The sequence below is a fragment of the Bacillus sp. PS108 genome (assembly GCF_037963335.1).
Lineage (GTDB): Bacteria > Bacillota > Bacilli > Bacillales > Bacillaceae > Bacillus > Bacillus subtilis.
Map to the genome: position 1 here is coordinate 2545064 of NZ_CP150155.1, position 23087 is coordinate 2568150.

Sequence of the window (23087 nt, forward strand, 5' to 3'; positions counted from 1 at the left end):
CTCCCAATCAGTAAGCTAATTACTTCTATTATAGATATTTTATTCCTAGTTTACTAAGATTTCTTTTCGAATCTCTTCTTTTTCTTTGGGAGATAATCCTAAAATCTCGTTATCTACTACAGGGGCTAATACACAATGGCAATTTATCCGCTCCCCCGCTGAAAGTTTAGGGTCTCGCGGAAACATGCAAGTCTCGCTGCTACCTGGTATCTGAAATTCTTCATCTATTCCAATTACTGTGCCATCGAGATTGATGTGACTCTCACGCGGGTTGTTTTTCTTCCCTCCGCTGTGCCGCCATTTCTTTTTCTTTACTGCTGGCGATTGTGCATATGATTCATGCTGCGCGGCAGAGGAAGCGGCAAGCACTTCTGTGATGGCCGTTGTGCGAGCTCGCTCCCTATCAAATTGCGGCATTTCTTTGAGGGTCAACTCAATGTCCTGAATCGATGAACCGTTCTCGATGGCATCTGTCAGAATGTTCTCCACCGCTTCATGAGTGTTTAACTTCATGATCTGAGCCAGTTTCTCAGACCAATCCCTAATCCAATTAACTGTACGGGTAGATAAAACTTTAAAAGGAACTTCTGGATCTATAGAATCCATGATGACTTTAGCCAGCTCTTCAATAGTCTGTTGTAGGAATCCCTCAGTCAGTTCCTGAAATTCCTCCTCGAAATCATCCTCAGCAAATAAGTTTTGCGTAAAAAACACTAAAAGGGCTTCTAACGTCTCATTTGAGTCTTTGCTTACAAAACCTTTAAGACCATCTAAAAGCTTCTTACGCTGGCGTCTGAGTAATCGAGCGATGCCTTTTTCATATACCTCTACATATTTGGGTATATTAGATTTGCCAGGAAAGTCAGGTACCATCTCCCCCAATTGCTTAAACTGATTTTCCTCGGCTTTTAGAATGAAAACGTTCAGACTTTCCAACAACTTATCCGTTTTGTTCATCTCTTCAGATCCTCCAAAACATCCCGCATATCTTTTAGTAACCCAATCATATTAGGAGCACCGCTCTTAGATTTAAAAAGCGCAGCCAAAGGATCGGAAGCGGACGACTCGTAAGTCTTACCAAGCGGCCTGTTGTATTCTTCTTCTGGCCATTCTTCAAGTGTCTTACCAAGAACTCTACCAGCTAAATCACGTAGATCATTCGGAGAAACTGCACCAGCTGTTATAAACGGTGTTAAAACCTTAGCAATCTCAAGTGGGTCTCTAAAGTCAGGCCCTTTCAACATAAGACGAACCTTATGAATTTCAAGGTCATTTAGAAATAAAGCATTTAGTTTACCTGTGATTAATTTTCTTTCTGGCTGAAAGACTTGTTCCTCAGTGATCTTTCTTGCTGTATCAGCAGTCGCTCTGTTGTAATCTTGAGCTTCACCTGTATAAAGTGGTGGCAAACGAAAAGCCGATCTAATTTTGTCTCGGCTCTTTTGGTCATATTCAAGAAACAAGGCATCCTCTTGAAGGATTTCAGCAAGTGATTTAATATCGACTTTCACTGGAGCAATCTCTTCATCGCCATGAATGTTTTTCCCCTTCGCTATGCCTTCCGCTTCAAGTAAAAGAAACTTATGTGCATTCTCCACTCCTTCAAGCCCATTCATGTAATCCTGCAATTGTGTATATGAGTCCTCTGACAACATTCCGTTTTCAATTGTAATGGCAGCGGGAATATGTCTACCTTGCTTGAAGTACATAAAGTTCAGCTCTTCAGCTTTACGAGCACCATACAAATTAACAATATGGCCAATCCATCTGGGCTTACCATAAGTACCGCTTCCTATCTTGAAATGAACCACTTCATTTGCTCGTTTTTCAAATGGTGTTTGTTCATCATATTGGCCTGTCTCTAAATTTAAAATTCGTGGATCACCATATTCCTTAAAGTAAACGATACGACCATCAATCATCTGAACATATTTTCGGAATCGTTTCTCTCTTTTGATTGATTTCATCTTTCCTTGTTCGAAGTACGTAAAATCAACTTCGATTGGTTCAGACAATTTACAAACCCGAACATTTTGAACATCCATGTATTCAATGCCAGCTGGCTTATTTTCACCGTTTCGAATGACCTCGATAAATCCATTCCCTGTCTTTTCTCGATCTTCAATAACAAAGCCGAGTAAAGTCTCAGCTGACTCATCAAAGTGAAGATATTTAACGAACTCTTCAAGCTTAGTCCATTCACTTTCAGCTTCTGTTTTTTCTTCATTTGTCACATCTGGCGAATTCACATCAAATGAATACTCAAAATCAAACCCAAAGCCTACAATATTTGTCCTGTAGGCATCAACACATTGCTGTAAGATCGTTGAATACTCAGCAATAATCTTTAATTCTTTGAGATTATACGGAGGCGGTAAAATATTGCTGTCATAGGTGTCCGCAAATTCATCCTCATAAATTTGTTTCGTTGATTCAGTTGGTGGAGTAGCTTTGATCACTCGTGCTTTAACAGATTGTTTTGACATCCTTTACCTCCTCCCTGGTCTTGTTCTTTGCGGTCTTCCTTTAGATTCTTCTTTCAGATCAGTTACCTCGTAATCATCAAGCGCATACCAAATAGCTGATAGTGTATGCGGATCTATGGTGAATTCGTCTTCTATGATGTTCCCCAGCTTATCGGTAGCATAAGTGAGCGGTTTAAGTTCATAAATCGTGTTCTCGCAACTGTCAGAGCAAATGATCTTCTTGAACCGTTTGATCTTCTTTGTGTATTGGAGGCGTGAACCCTGATACTTACGGGCGCCCACCATATTAAACCCATGCTGTTGAAAATATCGGATTGTTTTAGGCTCCGCAGAATCCGCCTTTATTAATTCCTTAGTCTCTGCAAATTCCTTGAGTTCTTCGGCCGTCTTATCATCAGTCAGTCCATTTTTGTAATACTCCCAGTAGATATAGAGATATTTCTTTTCATGATCCACAGCAACCCTAACGACGGCGTTATACGACTCAACAAAACCAAAGTCCATGCCAACCCGTTTAAGAGGGCGGTTAATATCAGCGATTGCCTTCAAAACCTCTTCATGCGGTCGCTCTTCAAACTGCGGCAGAACACGAATTCCATTCACGCCAAAATGACCTTTCCGCGCAATTCGGTAAAGGTCTGGATCATATTCCTTCAATTCTTCAAGTTGTTGCACATAGCTTTCTGGCAGAAAAAAATTATCGTCTGCCGTTGAGTGATGATAATAGGTGTCGTTGCTAACGATTATCCGCTTTTCATAAAGCTCCTTATCATCCAGTACAAATCGCTTCTCTCGATCGTCTTTAAAGAAATGCTTAAAAGTCCAATTATCTTCTCCGACTGGGTTTGTTGAGAGAATCATATGAAGCGGCAATGACGGATGACGAAGACGTCCTAATAACTCCTTGAATCCCTCATATTTCACTTCAGAACATTCTTCAATCCAAATGAGCGAAATATTATTGATTGATTTCAGTTTGGCTGGCTTATCCATCCCTTTAAAGATGATGCGACTGCCATTTGAAAATCGAATCTGCATAGGAGAAGATACACACCTAACGATATGATCTAATTTCAGATCACTTACAAGTTCATCAAAAAGAGAAAATGTGGAGTCCCTATGTGTGTCGTACACTTCTCTGATAACAAGAGCAGTCCGTTTTTCTTTAAGCAATTTCAGAATAATCTTCAAAGCAACATGATAACTTTTGGATGATCCATAACCACCAACAAGAAACTGAAACTTTTGATTCCAGTCAAAGAGAAATTCTTTAAAATGTGGATTTACTTGTTTAATCACTGTCATCACCTTTGTTCACAATGGTGATTTCAAAAGGTTTATCTTCTTCTGTAAGTTCTTCAATCTCTAATTTTTTCTTGTTGATATTTAAACACATATGCTCCAATTTAAGGCGTCGTTCGTCTTCTGCATGAGCTAATTCATCAAACTGTTTAATTAGATTCCTGAGCTCCGCCATTGCCCGAGATTGAGCATTTAAGAACGTTGCATGACGATCCCAAGAAAATTGGAATTCATACTCTTCCTCTTCAACTTCGTTTGTCTCAGATAGGACAGACTTTTTCTTTTTCAATTCTTTAATCATTTCTTCCTTATCAGAAACGAACATGATCTTTTGCGCTCTAATAATCGCGGCATATTGGATCTGTATTTGGTCCCATATCATATCGACAGGTGAGCGCTCCTGAATCTCTTCCATGATGGTTAGTGTTTCTTTTGGCAGGAACTTTGAGAAGAATCCATGTATCACAGCGTTTTGATTTCCATTTGGTGCACCACCCTTATTCCCTAAAGCATTTTTGTTACCGAGTGGTGCACCTACTTTTTTTGTGTGCACACTTTTCTTGGAGGGTGCACCCTTTTTTCTTTGCCAACCATGCCGCTGTTTCCACGATTTAATGGTGTTCACTGACACTCCGTACTTCTCGGCAAGATCCTTGTATTTCATACCTTTAACGTAATCTTTATACGCCTGTATGTGCTTTTCAATCATCTACATCCACCGCCGCCTCCTTTGAATTGAGTTGTTTTGAAATCAATGTGCTGGAATAAATGTAACCAGCAAAAAAATAAAAGCTCCCCCATGTAGGAGAGCGCATATGGTACTTTTTCTCGCACTTAAAGAACCTATTACAGTTCTATTTTTCGATAATCTTGATCATCTAATAGCCTAATAAGATAATTTATTTTTTTCCTTTCTTTTTTTTATGTTTATTATCAAAAAAACCAAATACAACTGCCAATGCAATAATTATCGCGACCCACCAAGACCAATCCACTTTATTACCTCTTTTCTATAAATATTAATTTAAGTAACCTGCTTAATTAGCTGCCTTCATCGGTACTGCTAATATTGATACGTTTATAATAAGTTCTAGGTTTCATTAATCATATCCTCTCTAAGCTAAGCCATTACTCAGAGGCTGTTAGTCGCAAATAATCTCTTCTAAGATAAAGGACATGGTTACATCGCAAATTAAAAGAGCATCCCGAGGGATACTCTTTTTTAATTAGTTTTATCTTTTTTTCACATCAAATTGCGTTACAAGTCGCATGTTTACATTCGCAATACGCTTACCATCTTCAAACTCATACCAATGTTCACATTCTTGCAATTCTTTTATAAGTGCTTTTTCAGATTCGGCAATTACTTTAGCTGTTCTTACATTTTCATTATCAAACCAAAAAACAACCTCAAATTTCATAATCTTTCACCTCTTGCTTTATTATCGGGCAAGAGGTCTTTAAATGGAATGGTTCGCAAAATTTGTCGAATGATTTATTATCCTGTGTACTATATAGTTTAGGTGGCTCAATAAAATTTCTGCCGCGCCGACCTGCCTCCCATTTTACACCACAGATTTTTTCAGATTCAACAAACGCTCAAAGTGACAATCTTGGCATAATTGGCTGATCAACACGTCTTTCATTTTGCGTACAGTTTCCCGTGAAAAGCCAAGATGAAGACTAATAGCACGGTAGCTCATTCCCTCCATCATGCAGTCATAAATGACTTTATGCTGCTCCCCTTTGATCTTTTCGGCACCTAGCTCAACTGCATATACTCGCTCTTCATAATACTTAAGACGTTTGAAAAGACGTTCCTCTCTCATATCCATTTGCCTCAGCTCAGCCTGACTCTTCCCAGGACTTCCTTTTGGCATAGCAGCTTCTAATCCATATTGTGCAATACCCCAATTCTTCATTGGAATTACGGAACCATAGAGTACTCTTTGCAATCGATGAACCTCTTTCACCATCCAGTGATAGCTATTGATTAGATTTTCAATTTCTTTTTGATTCATGATTGTGTCCTCCTTTTCAAATAAAAAACGGACACCAAACAAACAACGTAAATGCTGTAAGTTCAGTGTCCGCAGGCTTTCCGTCTTGGACTAATCTTTTAAATTTAATAATAAATCATTCAAATCGTAAATAAATTTGTAAACAACTTCGTGAAATTCTTTGCAAAATTCCCTATTTAGTATATGTATTCTGTCACGGTCATCAATTTCAATATAATTGGTTTTTCTAATAATTTGAATTAATTCTTTTTGCTTTGTTTCATCTGGTATCATTGTTATTATTCCTGAATTGTGAATATAACAATTTCTAATCTTAGAATAATCAACTATTTTATTCCAAACATTGTTCGAGAATATTTCTGACTCTTTAAATTTCTCATTACTTTTATATCTTAATTTAAAATAACTTTTGGCTTTAAAAATCCCTCTATCATACTTAACTTTTTCTAAAATTGCTTTATCTAAACATCTACTTATAAGGTGGTACTCTAAAAAGCTATATATACTTGTAAATACACTACTTCTCAAAATTGAAGGATATGTGATATTGAAGTCATGGTATTCATCAATATAATAATCCCAATAATCTTCTTCAATTTCTGGGCTTAATTCTTTTGCTTCATTTTCATATCGTTTTTTTGCTATTTCAAACCTATCTTCAACATCATCCAGATATTCTATAAATTCATTTAAAGGTGACAAAACTCTTAAATAGAAAACAGCACCTGATCCCTTTAAAAACATTACTATCCTCCAGCGTTTTAGTTTATTTTACTACAAACCAATTTTAAGTGCTTCTTAAAACAAAGTTTATACCACCTTAAACCCTATCTCATGATCAACCCGCGCAAAGCTCCCCTTCACAGTTTGGATCACTGTTTTACCGTGCTCAGGAGCATCTAAGACATGGGCAGTACCTTGATTCCCGTCTAAAACAATGATCTTAACTTTCCCTGGGTCAATCTTCTGCTGAATAGTGAAGTCTTTTTTGATGTTTATTTCTCTTGGATTGTACACTTGAAGCGCCCCCTATGTTATGATAGAAGTACCAGTTCATATCAAGAACACTGAGGCTAAGCGCTTCAGTGTTTTTTATTTTTACGCAGAAACCTCTTTTATCTTGATCTCCACCCTCGGCTCATCGCTATAAAACTTGCTGACTTTCAGATCCACAACCTGACTATCATCTTTGTATATCAGATGATTCAAAGCATCTTTCACACCCTTTACATAGTTATCAACGTCGGGCTTTGTGGTCGGCCTCAGAAGACCTTTTTCAGCTTTTTCTTTCTTCTTTGATGAGTTTGAAACTGATTTTGGCATTGGTCTATACACTTTGACATCCATTGCAACTGGACCAGTAATAATTGTTTCTGGGCGATGCTGAGATGCAACCAATGCCACATACTGCTTAAAGTGCTTTGATTTCGCTGGATCACGCATATGCACCTTCCCATTTCGTATTGATCCACGCGGCCGTCCTTGTGCGACTGGCTCACCATAAACAGTGAACTTAATGCAATCCAACTGTTCTTTACCTCCCGTCAAGCTGTTCCCATAGCTGAATTTCTTTTTCTATTCTCGATGCGGAGAGTAAAATTGTCAGCAGAGACACGACTGCTTTAAGCACTCAGCATCCGCTCCATTTGCTTTATTTTTTCCTTAAGTAAACGGATTGTTGGTGTAAGATCTTTACCTTCAGTTGGATTTGAAGGTCCAAATATATAAAGTCCACCAGTTGCTTTTACATTCATTTTCTCCTTCATTCCCAATCACCTAACCTATGATTTAATTGCATTCGATCGCCTTTAATAATCACTATGTAATCACGACACATCTGGTGAATACGTGAACCAAGAGCCTCGTCTATATCCAAAATCTCATCAATTGTTAACTCCGAAGAAATCAGCAAAGGCTTATGATTCAAATAACGATAATTTAGGACTGACTGGATTTGTTCAACCTGCCAGTCGGTTGCCCTTGGTTGACCGTTTATTGGTTTAAATAAGTCATCAAGGAATAGAACTTCGACCTTTCTCATGGCATCCAGTTTTGCTTCTAAATTGTCAAAGTCAGCTTTCAAATCACCCATGCCCTCTACATAAGGGAAATACATGCAGTGTACTGATTTTTTCTTGATCAGATTATTCATTATCGCCGTGAGCAAATGAGTTTTACCGCTACCTGGCTGTCCAAGTAATGCGATACTGTTTTGCCGTTCTCCTTTGATTTTTTGAAAATCTTTATAGTATTCCACTGCACATTCATAGGCGTCCTTGATCATGTCTGGCTTACCGTCCGTGATGAAGTTACCAAAGAGAAGCTTTTCAAACTCTTCTGTAATGCCACTAGCTGACATGAGTCTGGCTATTTTCTTTCGTCTCACACATTCACACTGTTTTGAATAAGTATCTTTCCATTCACTAGCTTTGTCCGGCGTGCAAACCTTCCCCAAAAGAAAATCATCTTCGAGTACCATTTCGTCTGGAACCATAAGATCTAACTGTTCATCTAAATGCCAAGGAGTATCTTTATGGACCCGATAAACGACAATTCCACGATCATTACAATAAGGACAATTAAATTCAGCCTTTTCTACGGATGCGGCCTGTTTTGTTCCCAAAAAGCGGGCTGACTTTTCCCGAAGTTCCTGCATGATCGTTTGAAATGCGGTGTCTATACTGACTGCTTTGTTTATAGCCATATTGTTTCTCCTTTCTCTTTTGAGTGAATGGATTTGATAAGATGGCTTGAACATATGACAAACTTGCTGATTTCCCCTTTAGCTGAAACGCTGTCTTGATAGCCTCCATCACTTTTTCTTCACCATAATCGTCGACCATGTATCCAATTCGCTGTGCCTCTATAGGACCGACTGACCGAGCAACTTTGTTTTCATATAGCTCAAAGGCATTTTTCATTTTGTCATCGACCTCCTGATGTTCAATCTCAGCTGGTTCCAAAGCTTTTTTCTTCATGTAATTTCCTAGCTGTATGTAGTCCGCATAATGAAGTATGGTGACGATGAACCCTCTTTTTTGTGGAAGACGGTGCAATTTGATATATCCCTGTTTCTCCATTCGGTCTAGTGAGTATTTGATCTGTGCAGCTGACCAGTTAAAATCTTTTGCAAGTTCCACAATTTTGATAATGGTCTGCCCAAGCTCTAGCTCTTGATTTGGCCTGTATTCAGCTCTTTTGAACAAGTGATCATAAATTTTTTCATCCCTAAACTCTTTGAATGGTAGTCGGGGTATGACCACATACCCCATTGCTTTTATGTCCAAGTCACTCACCTACTTCCTTTCACAGAGTACAGTTATGTCACAGGTGCCGGCCTCAATCGAACGGAAGTTCATCTTCTTTTATGTCTACAGGCTTACCGTCAAAAGGATCAGCTTCTTGTTCGCTTGTTTTTTCCGGTTCGTCTTTGTTTGAAGGCTCGGAATCGATAATTTCTGAGCTATCCGCTTCATTGGTAATGTCAATCCGTTCTCTTGTTTTATCTTCCTCAATAACTGCTTTTTGCATTTCCACAGAGAGAATCCCCCACTTGCTCAAAACTGCTTTTAATACAGTCTTAAGAGCCATCGCATCCCAATCATTTTTCCATCCAAAATCAGATTTGCTGAATTTCTTTTTGTGTTTCTCTACTTGTGCCTTTGTCCAGTACACTGTTTTTCGGAAGCCATTTATCAACTCAAAATAAGCTGCATAACCACTTACCGCGTCTGATTCTCGTTTTTCAAAATCAATCTCGATCTCCTCAGTCAATGGATTCCACTTCTGCAATTCTCCTTCATGAATCGGTATGCAATTGATGGACTTATATTGGCCTGTTCGTAAGGCAAGCTGGATATATCCTTTGTACCCAAGCTGGAATTGAGCCTTACCTCCATAAGGAACAATCCAGGCATATCCTAAGTTTTTATCTATAGGCAGATCGAGTGTAGCTGCCACCATTGCTGAGGATATGACACTCATAGGATCTGTTTTCTGCAGCATCTGCTCGCTGTTATATAGGCTTAAGATAGAGGCAGTAAACTGTGTAGCCCTCTTCCCTAATACTTCCTCAAATCGCTTAATAACGGATGGGGAGGAAAGTAAACCCTTCATGGTTGCTCCTTGCTGTTGCACAGGTGCGCTTTTTTGTTTCTTTTGGATGTTGTTTTTAATTGATTGATTAGTAGCCATAATCAGCTAACCTCCTTGATTCTAAAACGTCTGAAATGAGTTTCCTTTTTGACCTCCTCGTAAATATCCGGAAACTGCTCTTTCAGCTTTTTCGTGTCAACTCGATTTGAGACAACAGGCTTCCAATAAGCTTGATAGTTGCCGATAAACCCATACTCTGCATCCTTCATTTCATGTTTGATCTGGTTTTCTAATTCTTTTGCCTGACTTTGAAGCTCTGAGAGCTGTTCTTTAAGATGCAAATATTGTTGAATACGTTCTCGATTAGTCGCAGTTAAATCAATAGCTTTGTTATTTTCCGTTTCGGCATATCGCTTTTTGAGGTATTCCTCCGCAGCACTTGACCCATCTAAAGCAGGAGCTTGTCCACCTAAGACCTTTTCATTCCAGAACTCAATCTCTGCTTCAAAGATCATGTCAATTAACTCGTCGTCTCTCTCAATCTCTTTCCAAACAAACTTGTTTCCGCCAATCAGCACAGCAAAGTAAGCCTTCTGATATTCAGGTCCAAGTACACCCAGGTAATGCTGGACCTGAACGATATAGCTCTCGGGGATTTCTTCGTCCTCCCATTCTTTTAAGTTGTAAGCAGAGGTTGTTTTACATTCAAGGATCGCTTTTTCACCAACGATCATTCGGTCTACATTAGCCAAAATGAAATCATGTTCTGGATGTCTAAGTATTGCTTTTTTACGTCTAACCTTCTTGCCACTACGAATCTCAAATTCTTTTGCAACAATGTCTTCAAGCAATGATCCAAAGTAAGCAGCTTCACTTTGCGATTCACTAACAGGGACCTGTCCTGTTTTGTCTAACCATAATTCAAAAGGTGTCTTCCACTTGTTTAACCCCAAGATAATGGATGCATCTGAGCCGCCAATCCCTTTTCTTCTTTCAATAAGCCATTCATCACGGCTCATTTCAGAAGTCTTAGCAAGAACCTCAGCTCTTCTTGTCATAACCCTAACCCCCATTGTTTTTATTGAGGCTATCTGATAAAATATTTGCACATGAGTTTTTTAGATAGCCTTTAAAGAAGTCCACTTTGCCGAGTGGGCTTTTTTATTGCGCATTTTTAAATTCAAAACCAAGTTGCTCCCTTAAATATCTTTCCAAGTTCTCTCTCAGAATGATTTCGCCGCCATCAATTACATAATCATCAACTGGTGTTACTTCATCACCGTAAAAATCTATTTGCACATCCGTTTCAGTCAGCTTATCGTGCCAGTTGTTTATGACCATTGGATTTTCGACCATTCTTATTCTCCTCTCTGAATTTGTCTGCACGTCTATCCCATAACAGATGGAATTCACTATTGTTACGAATCATCGCACACCATTTACGAACTTCCAGAGCAGTTGCCGGTTTATGAACAAAATGAACCATCATCCTATACACCTGCTCACTACAGTTAAGTTGATACCTTGCTGTTGCATTTTCAATGCCGTTTCATAAAGACGTCCTTTGTTTGCAAGCCGGCTAATATCCTCAGTAAGAACCTTGATGCTTCCAGCGAGACTAATCGCTTCTTCATAATCACCATCACGTAAAGCCTCTGACAGCATGATTGATAGCTCTTCTGCTGATTCGATTTTTCTTTTTGCGATAGGAACATCTGACTTCAAGAAATGATTAGTATTCATACTGAAACCGCCTGCCTTCCTTCTTGTTTTGCCATAGCAACTTGATCAACTAGAGCTTTCCGCGTCCACCTATCTGCAAGCTCCTGCATTTTCAACCCGTGAGTACGAACAAGTGAATAAATCAATGTTTTGTTAGCCGCAATCAAATCAAAAATCTGCTTAATATCAGCCATCGGCAGCTCTTCAGTTTTACCTGGTCTATTATCAGTAAGCCAACGGGCTAAATGTTTGGTTGCTTGTAATGCTTCCTCCAATTGGTGAACCATATTAATCACCGCATTACTTGCACATTCATTGAGTGCCGGATCAATAGGAGCAGCGGCTGTGGGATGAAGTTTAAATAAGTAATGAACAAGATCAATATGTTCATAGGCATCGCACTTCTCAAACCACTTGATACATAACTCTGGAGTAAGCTTGGCAAGTCCATTTTCAACATCTGAAACATACCTTTGATCCTTACCTCCGATTAACTTTCCGATTTGGTATTGGGAAAGACCTGCAGCCTTACGGGCACTACGCATAATCTGCGGTAAATTCCGCATGTTGTATGGGTTGTTCTCCATATGTTTGCCTCCTGTTATATTAGGTTTTTAGTTTTAAAATTGAAGTTGAAAGACCATGCTGTTTATAAATGACTTAGGCTGATTCCTTTTTATTTTTTTGCGCAAGCTTCTCTTGGTGTTCATTCATACGCTGAACAAGTATGCCACTGAGGTATTTGTAGGCTTTGGCCTCTGCCTGTTCAAACAGTGGTCCTTTTTTCAAGATGACTTTCATAATTAAAAGGCCTCCTTTGTGAATTCTAATCATGCTGAATCCTTAGAATTATGTTTCGTTTCGTTACATACATCCTCAAAAAAAATAGTCCAGTCAAAGCCTAATTTCTCTCCTATTTTTTTTGAGACAATAACACTAGGCTTCCTAGTACCATTTTCTATCATGGTGTAGTATGCTCTACCAATCTGTGCAGCTTTGGCAACTTCTTCTTGAGTAAACCCTTTTTCTAAGCGGTTTTTCTTAAGCCATTTTCTCATCATTTTTCACCCCCTTAATCAGAAAATGTAACGTTTCGTTACTTAGATAATAGTATCGATTCGTTACATTGTCAACACATTTTCATAAAAAAAGTATCGTTTTGTTACCAAAACTTATATGTAACCCTTTGTTACGTTACAATGAGATATAGAATAAAAACAAAAGTCAGGTGATTAATATGTTCTCCGAGAACTTGAAAAAGTGCAGAAAACAAAAGAAACTAACCCAACAAAATATGGCTGATAAACTTGGAATTACTCGGCCTGCCTACACCGCCTATGAACTAGGTAGTCGTGAGCCTGACTATAAAACCTTAATTAATATTTCAAACATACTTGATGTTTCTTTGGATTATCTTCTTAAAGGAGAAAGCAATGAAAAAGTATTTCAGGATGAAGCAAAAAAAGTGTTAAACGATCCTGAAACATTCCTTGCAGCAAAAGACGGTGAGGTAACAGATGAGATCTTACAGGCTGCTTTGGAGATTATAACGGAGCAATTAAAAGAAAGACGGAAATCAGATAAATAAACGCAGTTAGTTTATTATTATTTATTTCTGTTTATTATGTTTAATTCTGTTTACTAATAAGATTTAGATTCTCATTTATATTTCATTCATACCCTCATTTAAAAAGTGATTTTGAATCCTTTACAAACCCTTACGTGACAAGGGTTTTTGTTGTTTTTCTCATTTATATTTTCATTTATGTTTCTTTTATATTCTCATGTAAAAAAATTGAGCGTTTATTGTGAGGGAAATTGCAGAGTATCGAAATGGGAAAAGAGGGCTTCTTGTTAAAAACCTTGCAAAGTGTATGTGAAAAAAATAAACAATACAATTATCGTAACAACAATAATTGTTTCTTTAATAAAATTTTTATTATCTTCATTCTTTTGTTTCTTTTTTTTAATCTCTTCTCTGTATTTTCTTTGAACCTCTTTCTTCTTATCATTATTTTTCATGATTAAACTCCTTTGAAGTCCATTTATTCCCTTGCCCCTATCATTTGCAATTGTAATAATTCACTAATGATTACACCAACAAAAAAGGATCGGCAAGTGCTTTTCACTCAATGGTAACCAACATAAGCACTAGCTGGACAGGTTTTAGGATGTATCTAATCGTTGAGGTTCCATTTCCTGCAACTGATCCAAAAACTTCCTTATGAAGAACAATCTCTTCTCTGTTGTGGGGATGCTACCAAAAATAGTAGGCAAATTGATAGCGGTATTAAAAAAACAGCTCATTAAATGCCATACTGGAACTGTCTTTGATTTTTGGATTTATTTTCTGATGCAGCTATTGCTATCCGTTAGTTTAATTAGAACTCAGATAATCCAAGACACGGTCAACTCTTTCATTGACTGAGCAGTCGTCTTCAATCTTTAACACTGGACAAGATAAATCTGCCATCCAATGTTCATGCAAAGCTCTACTTCTAACTTCCATTCCAGCATTATCATATAAAGAAGCCCACTCTAAAAATGTTTTTGATTGTTCATATTTACTGCCACCGGCTAACACTTCGTTTCCATAACGCTGAAATTCCCTGTGCCTTAGTCTCTCAAGCCGTATATCTTGTGGAATCCATAAGAAGACGACAAGGTCAAAATAACTTTTTAGATTATCGCCCCAGCCACACACTGCACCAGAAAGAATCCATTTTTCATTGATTGTTAAGTCTTTTTCAAGCAACTTTCTTCTTTCAGGAATTTCTCTTTTTTTAGTGAATTTGTCTAACCAATAGTAATTATCAGTATCAAGATGCGTATGAGGCAAACGCTTTGATAATGCAGCACCCAATGTTGAAGTTCCGACACCAGAGGCTCCCAATATGTGAATATTTTTTTTCATACTTCCCCTCCTTATTAAGCAACCAAACTCCCTGTTTGTTGCATAACGTACTTACTATTATTTTGACATAAATCCCTAAAAGACCTTTACTTTTCGAGGGAAATCCAGATGCGTGTTAAAATCATAATACTTACGAAAACAGTCATGATTAAACGGATTCATATTCCATCTCCTTAGACGCATTTTCCTATGAAAAAAGTCTTGATTTCCATATAATATTTAAACGAATCCAATTTTTAGATTGTCGTCTTTAAGGAGGTTTTTCATCTTGAGGTATACAAACAGTCATTTAGAGGATTGGATTGAAAACTTATACAAGAAGATTGATATTACAGAACCAGAACAAATTAATTTTGAACGGATTGCCGAGGCTTTAGATATCAGGCTTTCGTTTAAACCTGTTACAAGCTTCGCACTTAAACACAGCGGGATTTATAATATATGCTTGGACAGCCGAAAAAGCCGAACTGAACAATGGTATGATTTCGCTCATGAATTTTGCCATATATATAGACATGAAGGCGATAAAAAAACAATGCCTGCAACTTGGACAGATTATTTAGAGTGGCAGTCCAATTATTTTACATATCACTTTTGCATTCCAACTTTCATGTTGCGTAATATTAATCTTTCGTACATACAATCACATGCAATTGAAAATATAGCTTGGTTATTTAAGGTATCCCCTTCGTTTGCGAAGAAACGTTTGAGCATTTATTACAGGAAGCTGACTCAACCTTTATTTAATCAAACAGTTACGGGAAATCTGTGCACCCCCCTTTTGTAATGAATAATGAAATCCTCATGCATTTGCGCGCATTGAAAAAAACAAAAAAAGACGTCTCCCTTCACGATCCGATCGGGCAGGATAAGGAAGGGAATGAAATAAGCCTGATTGACGTTTTGAAATCAGAAAACGAAGACGTGATAGATACGATCCAGCTCAATATGGAGCTTGAAAAAGTAAAACAATACATTGACATTTTAGATGACCGTGAGAAAGAAGTGATTGTCGGGCGGTTTGGACTTGATTTGAAGAAGGAAAAAACGCAGCGAGAGATTGCCAAAGAACTCGGTATCTCACGCAGCTATGTATCGCGGATTGAAAAACGGGCGCTGATGAAGATGTTTCATGAGTTTTATCGGGCAGAGAAGGAAAAGCGGAAGAAGGCGAAGGGGAAATGATTTTGGAAAAAGCCGGATCTCATATTCCGGCTTTCTCTATTTCATTAAAGTTTTTTTAAAAAGAAATAGAGAAAAAATATATAAAAGAGTGATGAAAATCAGTTTTGTCATCACTGATAAACTCTTCGAGAAAAGCGTCTGGATCATAGCAGATGGCTTCTCTTATGGGGCGTTACTTCCCTCCATCAAGCATTCTAAGCCGGACGTTCTAAAAGCTCTCCTGAGAAAATCCTTAGATCGGTATACTTCAGTACATTCCTAGTCACTGCTTTCTTTATAGAGGCCTCATCTATGCTGTCGATACCCTTACATATATGACTATCACAATGAGAGGACTTTTAATGAATATGAAGAATCAGTTAAAAAACATTGGTTAGCAGCAGTTCGTTTTAAAGAACTACTCATTTTATTTCTTCTTCAATTAATCACTGATCGTTTAAGTACAATTCTTCACAATCTCTTCTGTTGACTCCAATCCCTAATAAGTGCTCCTCCAGTACGGTGACACATATAGAGGGACGAGAAAATCTCATTAAAACTGCCCATCCGATGGCGGGCAGTTTAATTATTACCTCTCCTGTTCCTTTATCACCCTCTCAATCCCATATAAAATCAGTTTCAAGCCAAACTCAAATGCTCTGTCAGTCCCCATCAACTCAAACAGCCCGTTCGTAAACATCCTCCGGAATAATCCCGCATCTGTCTCGCTCATGGAATCAAGAAGGCGTATCATCTCCTCCCCCGGATGCTCTTCTTGGTCCTTTAGGATAGCAGTGACATTGCGCTCATGCTGATAATCGTCTAAAACGAAGTAGAAGACATAGTTTACAAGCGTAGTAACCACTTGCATTTTCTGCTCTTGCTTAAGTGGTGTTGATTCCACGCAGAGTAACATTCGGTTCGTGAATCGGATGATGTCCGGTTCATGGGGCAGCGTCATCATCATGAGCTGCGTAGAGCAAGGATATCGGCTGAGCACGTTCCGTACCGTTATCGCAAGCCCCATCAGCTGCTCCTTCCAGTCTTCCTCGGAGTGGAACTCCTCCAGAATCATTTTCGATACTTGGTTAGCCAGACGCTGGTAAAGCTTCTGTTTGCTCTTGAAATACCAGTACAGAGAGGGAGCCTGAATCCCTAGCCTGTTGGCCAATCGTCTCATGCTGAATGTTTCGATGCCTCCCTCCCCAAGAAGTTCCCACGAGGTTTCTAAAATCTTTTCCTCTGAAATCTGAGGCTGTTGCTTTTTCATATTATCCGTCCTTTTATCTAACAGTGTAAGTTTCTCTTTACAGGTTTATAAAATGATGATACCATCTAACACTGTAAGACTCAAACTAACAGTGTTAGATTAAATATAAACAAGAAAGAAGTGAAATATAATGGATACAGAAAACCTCTATTATTTTGAAAAAGCACCGATCGCAAAAGCTGTTGCTCACTTCGCTATACCGATGATGCTAGGTACATCAATGAGTGTCATATATTCCATTCTAAATGCCTTTTTCCTTGGTACACTCCACAATACCGCCATATTAACCGCACTCGCATTAACCTTGCCGTTATTTGCAATCATTATGGCGTTAGGCAACTTGATTGGCATGGGCAGCGGTACATTCATCTCCCGTTTGCTCGGGGAGAAAAAATATGATGATGTAAAGCATGTATCCTCATTTGCCTTTTACAGCAGTTTATTTCTTGGTCTTATTGTGATGGCAGTGGGTCTCCCTTTAATCGATCCAATTGTTCATGGCCTGGGGGCAACATCTGACTCCTTCGGCTTCACGAAGGACTATGTCATGGTTATGCTTATTGGTTCACCTTTCGTCGTATTATTTTTCACGCTGGAGAATATCGTGCGCTCAGAGGGTTCAGCAATCACGTCGATGACCGGTATGATTCTCAGTGTTGTTGTAAATATTATGCTTGATGCGTTAGTCATCTTCGTATGCCATTGGGGTGTAATCGGAGTTGCGTCTGCTACCGTCATTTCCAACTTGGCTGCGAGTTCATTCTATGCCTTCCACATGGGATATAAGAGCCAGTTCTTAACTGTCTCCGTAAAGTGGTTCAAGGTTGGCCTGGATATTCTGAGCAATGTATTAAAAATCGGCATTCCGGTCTTTATTATGAGTATTTTTTTGGGGGCAATGTCTCTTATCTTTAATCATTTTCTTGTCGAATATGGGGACAAAGCCGTTGCTGCATACGGAATTTCATCCCGCTTATTTCAATTTCCTGAATTTATTTTGATGGGACTATGTGAAGGGGTTGTACCGTTAATTGCATTCTCTTTTACAGCGGATAAATTACGCATGAAAAATACCATTGGATTTACATTAAAAGCGATTGTGACGCTAGCAGTAATGTTTGGCGTTATCGTCTATTTAATTTCCGACCATCTAATAGGTTTATTTACAAATGACCCGCAATTAATTAAAATAGGCAGCTACATTCTACATGTTACGTTTTTATCCATATTTATTACAGGGATGTCCTCATTATTTACTGGTATCTTCCAAGCTACCGCGCAAGGAACGGCCGCTTTTGTTATGTCATTTATACAAGGAATTACTCTGATTCCTGTATTGTTCATCGCCAATCAGGTGAACGGCTTTCATGGGGTGGTTTGGTCACTTGTCATTGCAGATACAGTCGCATTCCTTGTAGGTGCCATCATGCTTTATGCTTTGAGGAACAAATTGCAGCCTGAATTGAATAGTTAAGTGCTAGTAAACATATGACATTTAAATCCGTATTGTAAACTAATTAAATATGTAAAAAAAGATAGTTTAGCCCTCATAATCGGCTAAACTATCTCCTTCTCAAATCCTCCCACTTTATTATTAACGTGGTTTAGAAGAATTGAAGCCGCACGAGTTATTCCGCTCACTATCATTGATTATGAAGCTTATATATTAAAAAATGGTGAGCTCAAAACAGTAAACGTCGGGCTTTTTTACTCTCTTCCTTTTAAATACACGATTAGAATCATCAAAAATAATAATGATATTTACACAAATTGCGATTTACGCAAAAGTCACCACTCCTCTTTTCATGGACAGAAAAAGAGGAGCAAACCTATGTCTTCGTCTTAACGTTTTTCTTTGCACAACGTCTAGTATCTTCTTTGGAAACCATAACGTCCATTTCTTCTATGATGAGATGAATTTTTCTGTAAGAAATTCAGCAAGCCTTACTAAACCATATGAAGAAATTGTTTACTCATTATGTCCTTTGTCATTTCAGTTATTCAACTATTGGTGTAAGTGAACTACCAGCCCATACCTCTCCCTTATTAAGGGTCCAGCTGTCATTATAAAAATTAGACCCACCTTTATTAACCGAAGGGCTGTGAACCTCATCCCAAGTTAGAAAGTACACGGTTTTCGGATATTTTTGTTTGACTGTATTAAGAAACACAGCATAATCCAAATTACCATCTTGTTTTTGTGTGCCGATTTCTGTGAACGCAAATGGCTTATTAAGAGCTGTTAACTCATCATATCCTTGAATTGTAAAATCATCTGAGAAATACGCATCTAATCCAACAATATCAACATATGAAGATCCAGGATAAAAGTCAGTCTTAAAGTCTCGATTGGCGTCCGGTGAGTAAACCCATATCAGGTTGTCCAAACCTCTTGTATCAGTCATATAATGATAGATTTTTTGATACAGTTGTTTATAAAGTGAGAAGCGCTGGCTGTCTTTTTTGTTATATTCGGTTAGTCCCCACCAAAACCATTCTCCATTCATTTCATGAAGAGGTCTGAATAGAACAGGTACACCTTCATTTTTTAACTGATCAAGGCCATCTGCAACTTTGCTCAGAACAGCCTCTAATCGCTTACCCTCTGTAGTTGATGAGTCTAAGATTTTTTCATACTCACTGTTTGAAATATGGGAAGCATTTTTCCCAAAAGTACTGGATGCAGGATTAGCTAGATGTAAGCTAATCTGTGGTATTCCACCGCTTTTCCAATATGAGATTAAGTCACTGTTGCAACTATAGTCGATCGTCTCAGTAATATCAGAAATATAGGGCTTCTCCAACCATCCACTGGAATAGTCACAACCATAAATTGCGGGTAGCTGGCCAGTAGCATTCTTAATTCGGTTGGCTTCTTTCATGGAAAACGAAGCATTTGTGAATCCGCCGAATGCACCTGACAGTATGCGATTTTCAGATCGGTTTGGCAGATGAGCCAGCCAATTCATCAACTCTTTCGTTGTTGCCTGTGCATTAGGATTCACAGGGTAAACTGTATGAGCAAGAGCCGACTGTGAAAAAGATGAAACGATTATGAAAGATAGTAATATAAAAACAGCAATTTTTTTATACATAATATTCTCCGTCTTCTACTTTTTATTATTTTAATCATTTATTCTGTTAAAGATTTATAAAGCACAGAATCTATTAAGTCATTTACGCTTTTTCATCCCCTTTCATATTTAAAATAAGAGAGACCTTCCTTAGAGATATTTGCATTTACCCATTGTAAATCTCCATTTTTTGGGCATTAATTATATTAAACCGAAAAATATCTTCTTTCATCAGACGTTTCACCTATTTTTTACTGTATGCCTCACAGACTATAAAGCAAACTTTCCCTTTTGCATTTAAACCTTATTACCTATTTCATTAAGTCGAATTATTTTCGATATTAAGTGGTGGATGATTTTCACTCTCTTTTTTATCCTATTAAATTATTTTAAAAAATAATCAAAAAACAAATCATTTTGATCCCTATTCATAGCAGCAAACGTTACTTTTGGTACAAAGTCCTTTATAAACAGAAAGAGGAGCAAACGTATGGTTTACTCCTCTAACTTAGTTTCTTTCTTCTTGGTTTTTCATAATCTGATGTTTTCCTTAACAGCAGTTCCAACCCGTCACTTTCTCCGCAGCATATAATCAAGATTCTAATACCAATCCAAAAGTTATTTTGATCTACTGAGAATTTTAATTTGCGGTGCCCTATTGCCTTTTTCTCTCTCTGACTCATAGTTTTAAACCATTCAATAAAAAACCCTCAATTGATGTTTCATATTCATTTGATTTTCAAAAACTTCAGCCGTATCAACCTGTTAATCTTTCATTTTACCCGCTGACTTATATCAAAGGAGCTCTAACCAAATTTTAATGGCTGTCGCACTTATTAATAGCGCTAAAATCCATTGCAGGAATTTTGTATTTACTTTTTGCCCAACTGATGCGCCAATAGGAGAAGCAATTAAACTAGCAATCATAAGAACCAGGGCTGGTACAAAAAGAACCTGGCCCGTCATTACTTTTCCAACTGTTGCGCCAATAGATGAAAGAAATGTAATCGCAAGAGATGAAGCGACTGTGATTCTAACAGGAATATTTAAATTCGATAACATAATGGGGACTAGGATAAAGGCGCCGCCAGCTCCTAAAATACCTGATACGCCACCAATGATAAACGCTAGGGACGAAGCTAACCATTTATTAAATATCACTTCTTCGCCTTCTCTATGGGCTTGTCCTCTTTTAGGTATAAACATTAAAATAACTGCTATAATAGCCAGAATTCCGTATATAAAGTTAATTCCTTTTTCAGATATATAATGAGAAAAGTAACTCCCCAATACACTCCCTAAAAGGATGCTGCTTCCCATGTAAATTATTAATGCTTTATTTAGAAGACCACTCTTACGATAAGCCCAAACACCGCCAAGTGTCGCAAAGAAAACTTGAATAGCCCCTATCCCTGAAACTTCATGGGCAGTTAATGACATCACTCCCACTAAAGAGGGAATATACAACAGCATTGGATAATTAATAACTGCTCCGCCAATACCAATCATTCCGGAAATAAAGGCACCAATAAACCCTATAATGAAAAGAGTTGTGATAAAGGCAATATCCACTTTGGTTTCCTCCTATCAAAGGAAAAGGGTATCTTTCTATTCGATACCCTTTCACATTCATTAGCCTTTTTGAATCCAAAATTTCAATACATCGCCCTCGTCCGTTTGCTCTAAAAGGTCATGTCCGCCTGATTTAGACCAGGCTGCAAGATCATTTTTAGCTCCCTTATCTGTTGCATGCACTTCTAATATTTGACCTGGTTCCAGTTCATTCATCGCTTTCTTTGTTCTGACAATTGGCATTGGGCATGCCAAGCCTTTTGCATCTAATACTTTATCTGATTTCATGTTCATCTCTCCTCTTTTTAGCAGAAACTTGTGTTACCGTATTGCACAGCGGTTTGGGCCAATCTCCATTTCACGCTGTTTTTCTTCATCTGGGCTGATTTTCCCCATGTTTGTTTCTCGAATCTCTTGGTATGCATTTGGTTGCGGAGGCAAATGATCTGTTACTAGGTGTCTAAATTCTGTTTCATCCGCAATGTTCAAACCATGGTTCTCGCTAAATAATGTACTTAGTTTTTTACCAACACTTCCATCCTCATTTAGCTCGTCAATGATCATAAAGTGTGCCGGTAATACAATTAAATCCTTTGATAACGCTTTGTAACGGCTATAAAGCGTTTTTCTTAAATCTCCTACCCAATCTTCTGCCATACCGGCTAAGTCTGGTCTGCCGATTGAATCAATAAACAAAATATCACCTGAAAGAAGATACAGATCATCGACAATGAAAGAAGTGGACCCAATCGTGTGCCCCGGAGAATAAATCGGTTGAATTTTAATCGTTGTATTTCCAATGATCATGTCGTTTCCTTCTTCCAACGGCTGATAATCGAATACCACTTCTTCAGCATCTTTAGGCGGTAACCAGTAGGTTGCTTTTGTTTTTTCAGCAATGACTCTGCCGCCTGAAATATGGTCCGCGTGAAGATGTGTATCAAATACGTGAGTAATCGTTGCACCCTTCTCCTTCGCAAAATCCATAAAGAAATCTACCATACGTGTCGCATCAATAATTGCTGCTTCACCATTGGAAATGACCATGTATGACAGGCAGCCTTTACCGATTCGAACAAACTGATACATCTCACCGCCATCTTTTAAATCCCCGACTTTTACCGGCTCTAAATGTTCGCTCCATGCTTTCATTCCACCCTTAAGATAGGATACAGAATGACCTGCTTCAGATAGCATTTCGGATACCATGACGGATGAACCTTCTTTTGCACAAACGACCAGCACTTCTTTATCAGAAGGAATTTTCTCCAATATATCTTCTACGCCATCTAAAAGATCAAAATAAGGAACATTCAAATGGTCAAAGTCATGCCCTTCTATCTTCCAATCACTAAAATCATTTTCATTACGCACATCCAAAATAAATAAAGGTTCTTTGTTAAAGATTTTTTTTGTCACTTCTTTTGGGGTCATTGCCTTTACGGTCATGTTTCAATACCTCCTATA

The 23087-nt window shown here is 38.1% G+C and carries 29 protein-coding genes and 2 pseudogenes; 4 read left to right on the plus strand and 27 right to left on the minus strand.

Annotated features, from left to right (window positions below):
- Positions 1–45: 45 nt before the first annotated feature.
- The 20 genes from NSQ16_RS13180 to NSQ16_RS13275 form a co-directional block, all read right to left on the minus strand.
- Positions 46–957 (minus strand): phage head morphogenesis protein, encoded by a 912-nt coding sequence (locus NSQ16_RS13180; RefSeq protein ID WP_204551344.1) that lies wholly within the window; start codon positions 955–957, stop codon positions 46–48.
- On the minus strand, positions 954–2486 hold the full coding sequence (locus NSQ16_RS13185) for a phage portal protein (protein WP_085186554.1): 1533 nt from the start codon (positions 2484–2486) through the stop codon (positions 954–956). The genes NSQ16_RS13180 and NSQ16_RS13185 overlap by 4 nt, the downstream gene beginning before the upstream one ends.
- Positions 2487–2489: 3 nt before the next feature.
- The gene (locus NSQ16_RS13190; protein ID WP_085186556.1) at positions 2490–3785 is read right to left on the minus strand and encodes a PBSX family phage terminase large subunit; all 1296 of its coding nucleotides are present in this window, start codon (positions 3783–3785) and stop codon (positions 2490–2492) included.
- Entirely contained in the window at positions 3778–4497 is a 720-nt protein-coding gene (gene terS / locus NSQ16_RS13195) for a phage terminase small subunit (protein WP_032722175.1), read from the minus strand. Before terS ends, NSQ16_RS13190 begins: the two co-directional genes overlap by 8 nt.
- A gap of 523 nt (positions 4498–5020) precedes the next feature.
- Positions 5021–5209 carry a hypothetical protein gene (locus NSQ16_RS13200; protein ID WP_032722176.1) on the minus strand — a complete coding sequence of 63 codons (189 nt, stop codon included), beginning with the start codon at positions 5207–5209 and terminating at the stop codon, positions 5021–5023.
- 144 nt (positions 5210–5353) lie between these two features.
- The gene (locus NSQ16_RS13205; RefSeq protein WP_032722177.1) at positions 5354–5809 is read right to left on the minus strand and encodes a hypothetical protein; all 456 of its coding nucleotides are present in this window, start codon (positions 5807–5809) and stop codon (positions 5354–5356) included.
- Positions 5810–5899: 90 nt separating this feature from the next.
- Complete coding sequence (locus NSQ16_RS13210; protein WP_032722179.1) at positions 5900–6553, minus strand: hypothetical protein; 654 nt, start codon at positions 6551–6553, stop codon at positions 5900–5902.
- Positions 6554–6619: 66 nt separating this feature from the next.
- On the minus strand, positions 6620–6826 hold the full coding sequence (locus NSQ16_RS13215) for an XtrA/YqaO family protein (protein ID WP_032722180.1): 207 nt from the start codon (positions 6824–6826) through the stop codon (positions 6620–6622).
- 81 nt (positions 6827–6907) lie between these two features.
- Positions 6908–7336 (minus strand): RusA family crossover junction endodeoxyribonuclease, encoded by a 429-nt coding sequence (locus NSQ16_RS13220; protein ID WP_032722181.1) that lies wholly within the window; start codon positions 7334–7336, stop codon positions 6908–6910.
- 95 nt (positions 7337–7431) lie between these two features.
- Positions 7432–7581 (minus strand): hypothetical protein, encoded by a 150-nt coding sequence (locus NSQ16_RS13225; protein ID WP_074794430.1) that lies wholly within the window; start codon positions 7579–7581, stop codon positions 7432–7434.
- Positions 7572–8513: an ATP-binding protein gene (locus NSQ16_RS13230; RefSeq protein ID WP_074794427.1), complete on the minus strand. Its 942-nt coding sequence runs from the start codon at positions 8511–8513 to the stop codon at positions 7572–7574. Before NSQ16_RS13230 ends, NSQ16_RS13225 begins: the two co-directional genes overlap by 10 nt.
- Positions 8395–9072: a DnaD domain protein gene (locus NSQ16_RS13235; RefSeq protein WP_116758330.1), complete on the minus strand. Its 678-nt coding sequence runs from the start codon at positions 9070–9072 to the stop codon at positions 8395–8397. Before NSQ16_RS13235 ends, NSQ16_RS13230 begins: the two co-directional genes overlap by 119 nt.
- Positions 9073–9148: 76 nt before the next feature.
- Positions 9149–10003 carry a recombinase RecT gene (locus NSQ16_RS13240; protein ID WP_015714338.1) on the minus strand — a complete coding sequence of 285 codons (855 nt, stop codon included), beginning with the start codon at positions 10001–10003 and terminating at the stop codon, positions 9149–9151.
- Between the two features lie 2 nt (positions 10004–10005).
- Positions 10006–10977, minus strand: coding sequence for a YqaJ viral recombinase family protein (locus NSQ16_RS13245; RefSeq protein WP_072175921.1), 972 nt, complete (start codon positions 10975–10977; stop codon positions 10006–10008).
- Positions 10978–11065: 88 nt separating this feature from the next.
- Positions 11066–11260: a hypothetical protein gene (locus tag NSQ16_RS13250; protein ID WP_003229905.1), complete on the minus strand. Its 195-nt coding sequence runs from the start codon at positions 11258–11260 to the stop codon at positions 11066–11068.
- The gene (locus NSQ16_RS13255) at positions 11220–11393 is read right to left on the minus strand and encodes a hypothetical protein (RefSeq protein WP_120028409.1); all 174 of its coding nucleotides are present in this window, start codon (positions 11391–11393) and stop codon (positions 11220–11222) included. Before NSQ16_RS13255 ends, NSQ16_RS13250 begins: the two co-directional genes overlap by 41 nt.
- Complete coding sequence (locus tag NSQ16_RS13260; protein ID WP_015714340.1) at positions 11390–11647, minus strand: YqaH family protein; 258 nt, start codon at positions 11645–11647, stop codon at positions 11390–11392. The genes NSQ16_RS13255 and NSQ16_RS13260 overlap by 4 nt, the downstream gene beginning before the upstream one ends.
- Entirely contained in the window at positions 11644–12213 is a 570-nt protein-coding gene (locus NSQ16_RS13265; protein ID WP_015714341.1) for a helix-turn-helix transcriptional regulator, read from the minus strand. The genes NSQ16_RS13260 and NSQ16_RS13265 overlap by 4 nt, the downstream gene beginning before the upstream one ends.
- 73 nt (positions 12214–12286) lie before the next feature.
- Positions 12287–12427 (minus strand): hypothetical protein, encoded by a 141-nt coding sequence (locus NSQ16_RS13270; protein WP_003229902.1) that lies wholly within the window; start codon positions 12425–12427, stop codon positions 12287–12289.
- Positions 12428–12456: 29 nt separating this feature from the next.
- Positions 12457–12687: a helix-turn-helix transcriptional regulator gene (locus NSQ16_RS13275; RefSeq protein ID WP_004398958.1), complete on the minus strand. Its 231-nt coding sequence runs from the start codon at positions 12685–12687 to the stop codon at positions 12457–12459.
- Positions 12688–12863: 176 nt separating this feature from the next.
- Here NSQ16_RS13275 and sknR point away from each other — a divergent pair, with 176 nt between their 5' ends.
- Positions 12864–13214 carry a transcriptional regulator SknR gene (gene sknR, locus NSQ16_RS13280; RefSeq protein WP_004398704.1) on the plus strand — a complete coding sequence of 117 codons (351 nt, stop codon included), beginning with the start codon at positions 12864–12866 and terminating at the stop codon, positions 13212–13214.
- Positions 13215–13480: 266 nt separating this feature from the next.
- On the opposite strand, the gene NSQ16_RS13285 is transcribed toward sknR, so the two are convergent.
- Together NSQ16_RS13285 and NSQ16_RS13290 are read right to left on the minus strand one after the other, a co-directional pair.
- Complete coding sequence (locus tag NSQ16_RS13285; RefSeq protein ID WP_003229900.1) at positions 13481–13648, minus strand: hypothetical protein; 168 nt, start codon at positions 13646–13648, stop codon at positions 13481–13483.
- A gap of 355 nt (positions 13649–14003) precedes the next feature.
- Positions 14004–14540 (minus strand): AAA family ATPase, encoded by a 537-nt coding sequence (locus NSQ16_RS13290; RefSeq protein ID WP_004399117.1) that lies wholly within the window; start codon positions 14538–14540, stop codon positions 14004–14006.
- A gap of 268 nt (positions 14541–14808) precedes the next feature.
- Here NSQ16_RS13290 and NSQ16_RS13295 point away from each other — a divergent pair, with 268 nt between their 5' ends.
- Positions 14809–15327, plus strand: a complete 519-nt coding sequence (locus tag NSQ16_RS13295; protein WP_015714342.1) for an ImmA/IrrE family metallo-endopeptidase — start codon at positions 14809–14811, stop codon at positions 15325–15327.
- 5 nt (positions 15328–15332) lie between these two features.
- Positions 15333–15725 (plus strand): annotated as a pseudogene (locus NSQ16_RS13300) (sigma-70 family RNA polymerase sigma factor); the annotation flags it as partial.
- Positions 15726–16293: 568 nt separating this feature from the next.
- Here NSQ16_RS13300 and NSQ16_RS13305 read toward each other — a convergent pair.
- Positions 16294–16974, minus strand: a complete 681-nt coding sequence (locus tag NSQ16_RS13305; protein WP_174223052.1) for a TetR/AcrR family transcriptional regulator C-terminal domain-containing protein — start codon at positions 16972–16974, stop codon at positions 16294–16296.
- 130 nt (positions 16975–17104) lie between these two features.
- Here NSQ16_RS13305 and NSQ16_RS13310 point away from each other — a divergent pair, with 130 nt between their 5' ends.
- On the plus strand, positions 17105–18448 hold the full coding sequence (locus tag NSQ16_RS13310) for an MATE family efflux transporter (protein WP_227057747.1): 1344 nt from the start codon (positions 17105–17107) through the stop codon (positions 18446–18448).
- A 523-nt stretch (positions 18449–18971) separates the two neighbouring features.
- Here NSQ16_RS13310 and NSQ16_RS13315 read toward each other — a convergent pair.
- The 4 genes and pseudogenes from NSQ16_RS13315 to NSQ16_RS13330 all read right to left on the minus strand — a co-directional run bounded on the left by NSQ16_RS13315 (position 18972) and on the right by NSQ16_RS13330 (position 23076).
- A complete protein-coding gene (locus NSQ16_RS13315; RefSeq protein ID WP_038429356.1) occupies positions 18972–20069 on the minus strand; it encodes a glycosyl hydrolase in 1098 nt (365 codons plus the stop codon).
- Between the two features lie 774 nt (positions 20070–20843).
- The gene (locus NSQ16_RS13320) at positions 20844–21620 is read right to left on the minus strand and encodes a sulfite exporter TauE/SafE family protein (RefSeq protein WP_230488266.1); all 777 of its coding nucleotides are present in this window, start codon (positions 21618–21620) and stop codon (positions 20844–20846) included.
- 60 nt (positions 21621–21680) lie between these two features.
- Complete coding sequence (locus tag NSQ16_RS13325) at positions 21681–21908, minus strand: sulfurtransferase TusA family protein (protein ID WP_015714349.1); 228 nt, start codon at positions 21906–21908, stop codon at positions 21681–21683.
- Positions 21909–21941: 33 nt separating this feature from the next.
- Positions 21942–23076, minus strand: a pseudogene (locus tag NSQ16_RS13330) (MBL fold metallo-hydrolase).
- Positions 23077–23087: the final 11 nt, after the last annotated feature.

Coding starts and splice junctions, on each gene's coding strand:
- NSQ16_RS13180 (WP_204551344.1), bottom strand. CDS start 957: ATGAACAAAACGGATAAGTTGTTGGAAAGTCTGAACGTTTTCATTCTA.
- NSQ16_RS13185 (WP_085186554.1), bottom strand. CDS start 2,486: ATGTCAAAACAATCTGTTAAAGCACGAGTGATCAAAGCTACTCCACCA.
- terS (WP_032722175.1), bottom strand. CDS start 4,497: ATGATTGAAAAGCACATACAGGCGTATAAAGATTACGTTAAAGGTATG.
- NSQ16_RS13200 (WP_032722176.1), bottom strand. CDS start 5,209: ATGAAATTTGAGGTTGTTTTTTGGTTTGATAATGAAAATGTAAGAACA.
- NSQ16_RS13205 (WP_032722177.1), bottom strand. CDS start 5,809: ATGAATCAAAAAGAAATTGAAAATCTAATCAATAGCTATCACTGGATG.
- NSQ16_RS13210 (WP_032722179.1), bottom strand. CDS start 6,553: ATGTTTTTAAAGGGATCAGGTGCTGTTTTCTATTTAAGAGTTTTGTCA.
- NSQ16_RS13230 (WP_074794427.1), bottom strand. CDS start 8,513: ATGGCTATAAACAAAGCAGTCAGTATAGACACCGCATTTCAAACGATC.
- NSQ16_RS13240 (WP_015714338.1), bottom strand. CDS start 10,003: ATGGCTACTAATCAATCAATTAAAAACAACATCCAAAAGAAACAAAAA.
- NSQ16_RS13245 (WP_072175921.1), bottom strand. CDS start 10,977: ATGGGGGTTAGGGTTATGACAAGAAGAGCTGAGGTTCTTGCTAAGACT.
- NSQ16_RS13250 (WP_003229905.1), bottom strand. CDS start 11,260: ATGGTCGAAAATCCAATGGTCATAAACAACTGGCACGATAAGCTGACT.
- NSQ16_RS13255 (WP_120028409.1), bottom strand. CDS start 11,393: ATGATGGTTCATTTTGTTCATAAACCGGCAACTGCTCTGGAAGTTCGT.
- NSQ16_RS13260 (WP_015714340.1), bottom strand. CDS start 11,647: ATGAATACTAATCATTTCTTGAAGTCAGATGTTCCTATCGCAAAAAGA.
- NSQ16_RS13265 (WP_015714341.1), bottom strand. CDS start 12,213: ATGGAGAACAACCCATACAACATGCGGAATTTACCGCAGATTATGCGT.
- NSQ16_RS13270 (WP_003229902.1), bottom strand. CDS start 12,427: ATGAAAGTCATCTTGAAAAAAGGACCACTGTTTGAACAGGCAGAGGCC.
- NSQ16_RS13275 (WP_004398958.1), bottom strand. CDS start 12,687: ATGATGAGAAAATGGCTTAAGAAAAACCGCTTAGAAAAAGGGTTTACT.
- sknR (WP_004398704.1), top strand. CDS start 12,864: ATGTTCTCCGAGAACTTGAAAAAGTGCAGAAAACAAAAGAAACTAACC.
- NSQ16_RS13285 (WP_003229900.1), bottom strand. CDS start 13,648: ATGAAAAATAATGATAAGAAGAAAGAGGTTCAAAGAAAATACAGAGAA.
- NSQ16_RS13290 (WP_004399117.1), bottom strand. CDS start 14,540: ATGAAAAAAAATATTCACATATTGGGAGCCTCTGGTGTCGGAACTTCA.
- NSQ16_RS13305 (WP_174223052.1), bottom strand. CDS start 16,974: ATGAAAAAGCAACAGCCTCAGATTTCAGAGGAAAAGATTTTAGAAACC.
- NSQ16_RS13310 (WP_227057747.1), top strand. CDS start 17,105: ATGGATACAGAAAACCTCTATTATTTTGAAAAAGCACCGATCGCAAAA.
- NSQ16_RS13315 (WP_038429356.1), bottom strand. CDS start 20,069: ATGTATAAAAAAATTGCTGTTTTTATATTACTATCTTTCATAATCGTT.
- NSQ16_RS13325 (WP_015714349.1), bottom strand. CDS start 21,908: ATGAAATCAGATAAAGTATTAGATGCAAAAGGCTTGGCATGCCCAATG.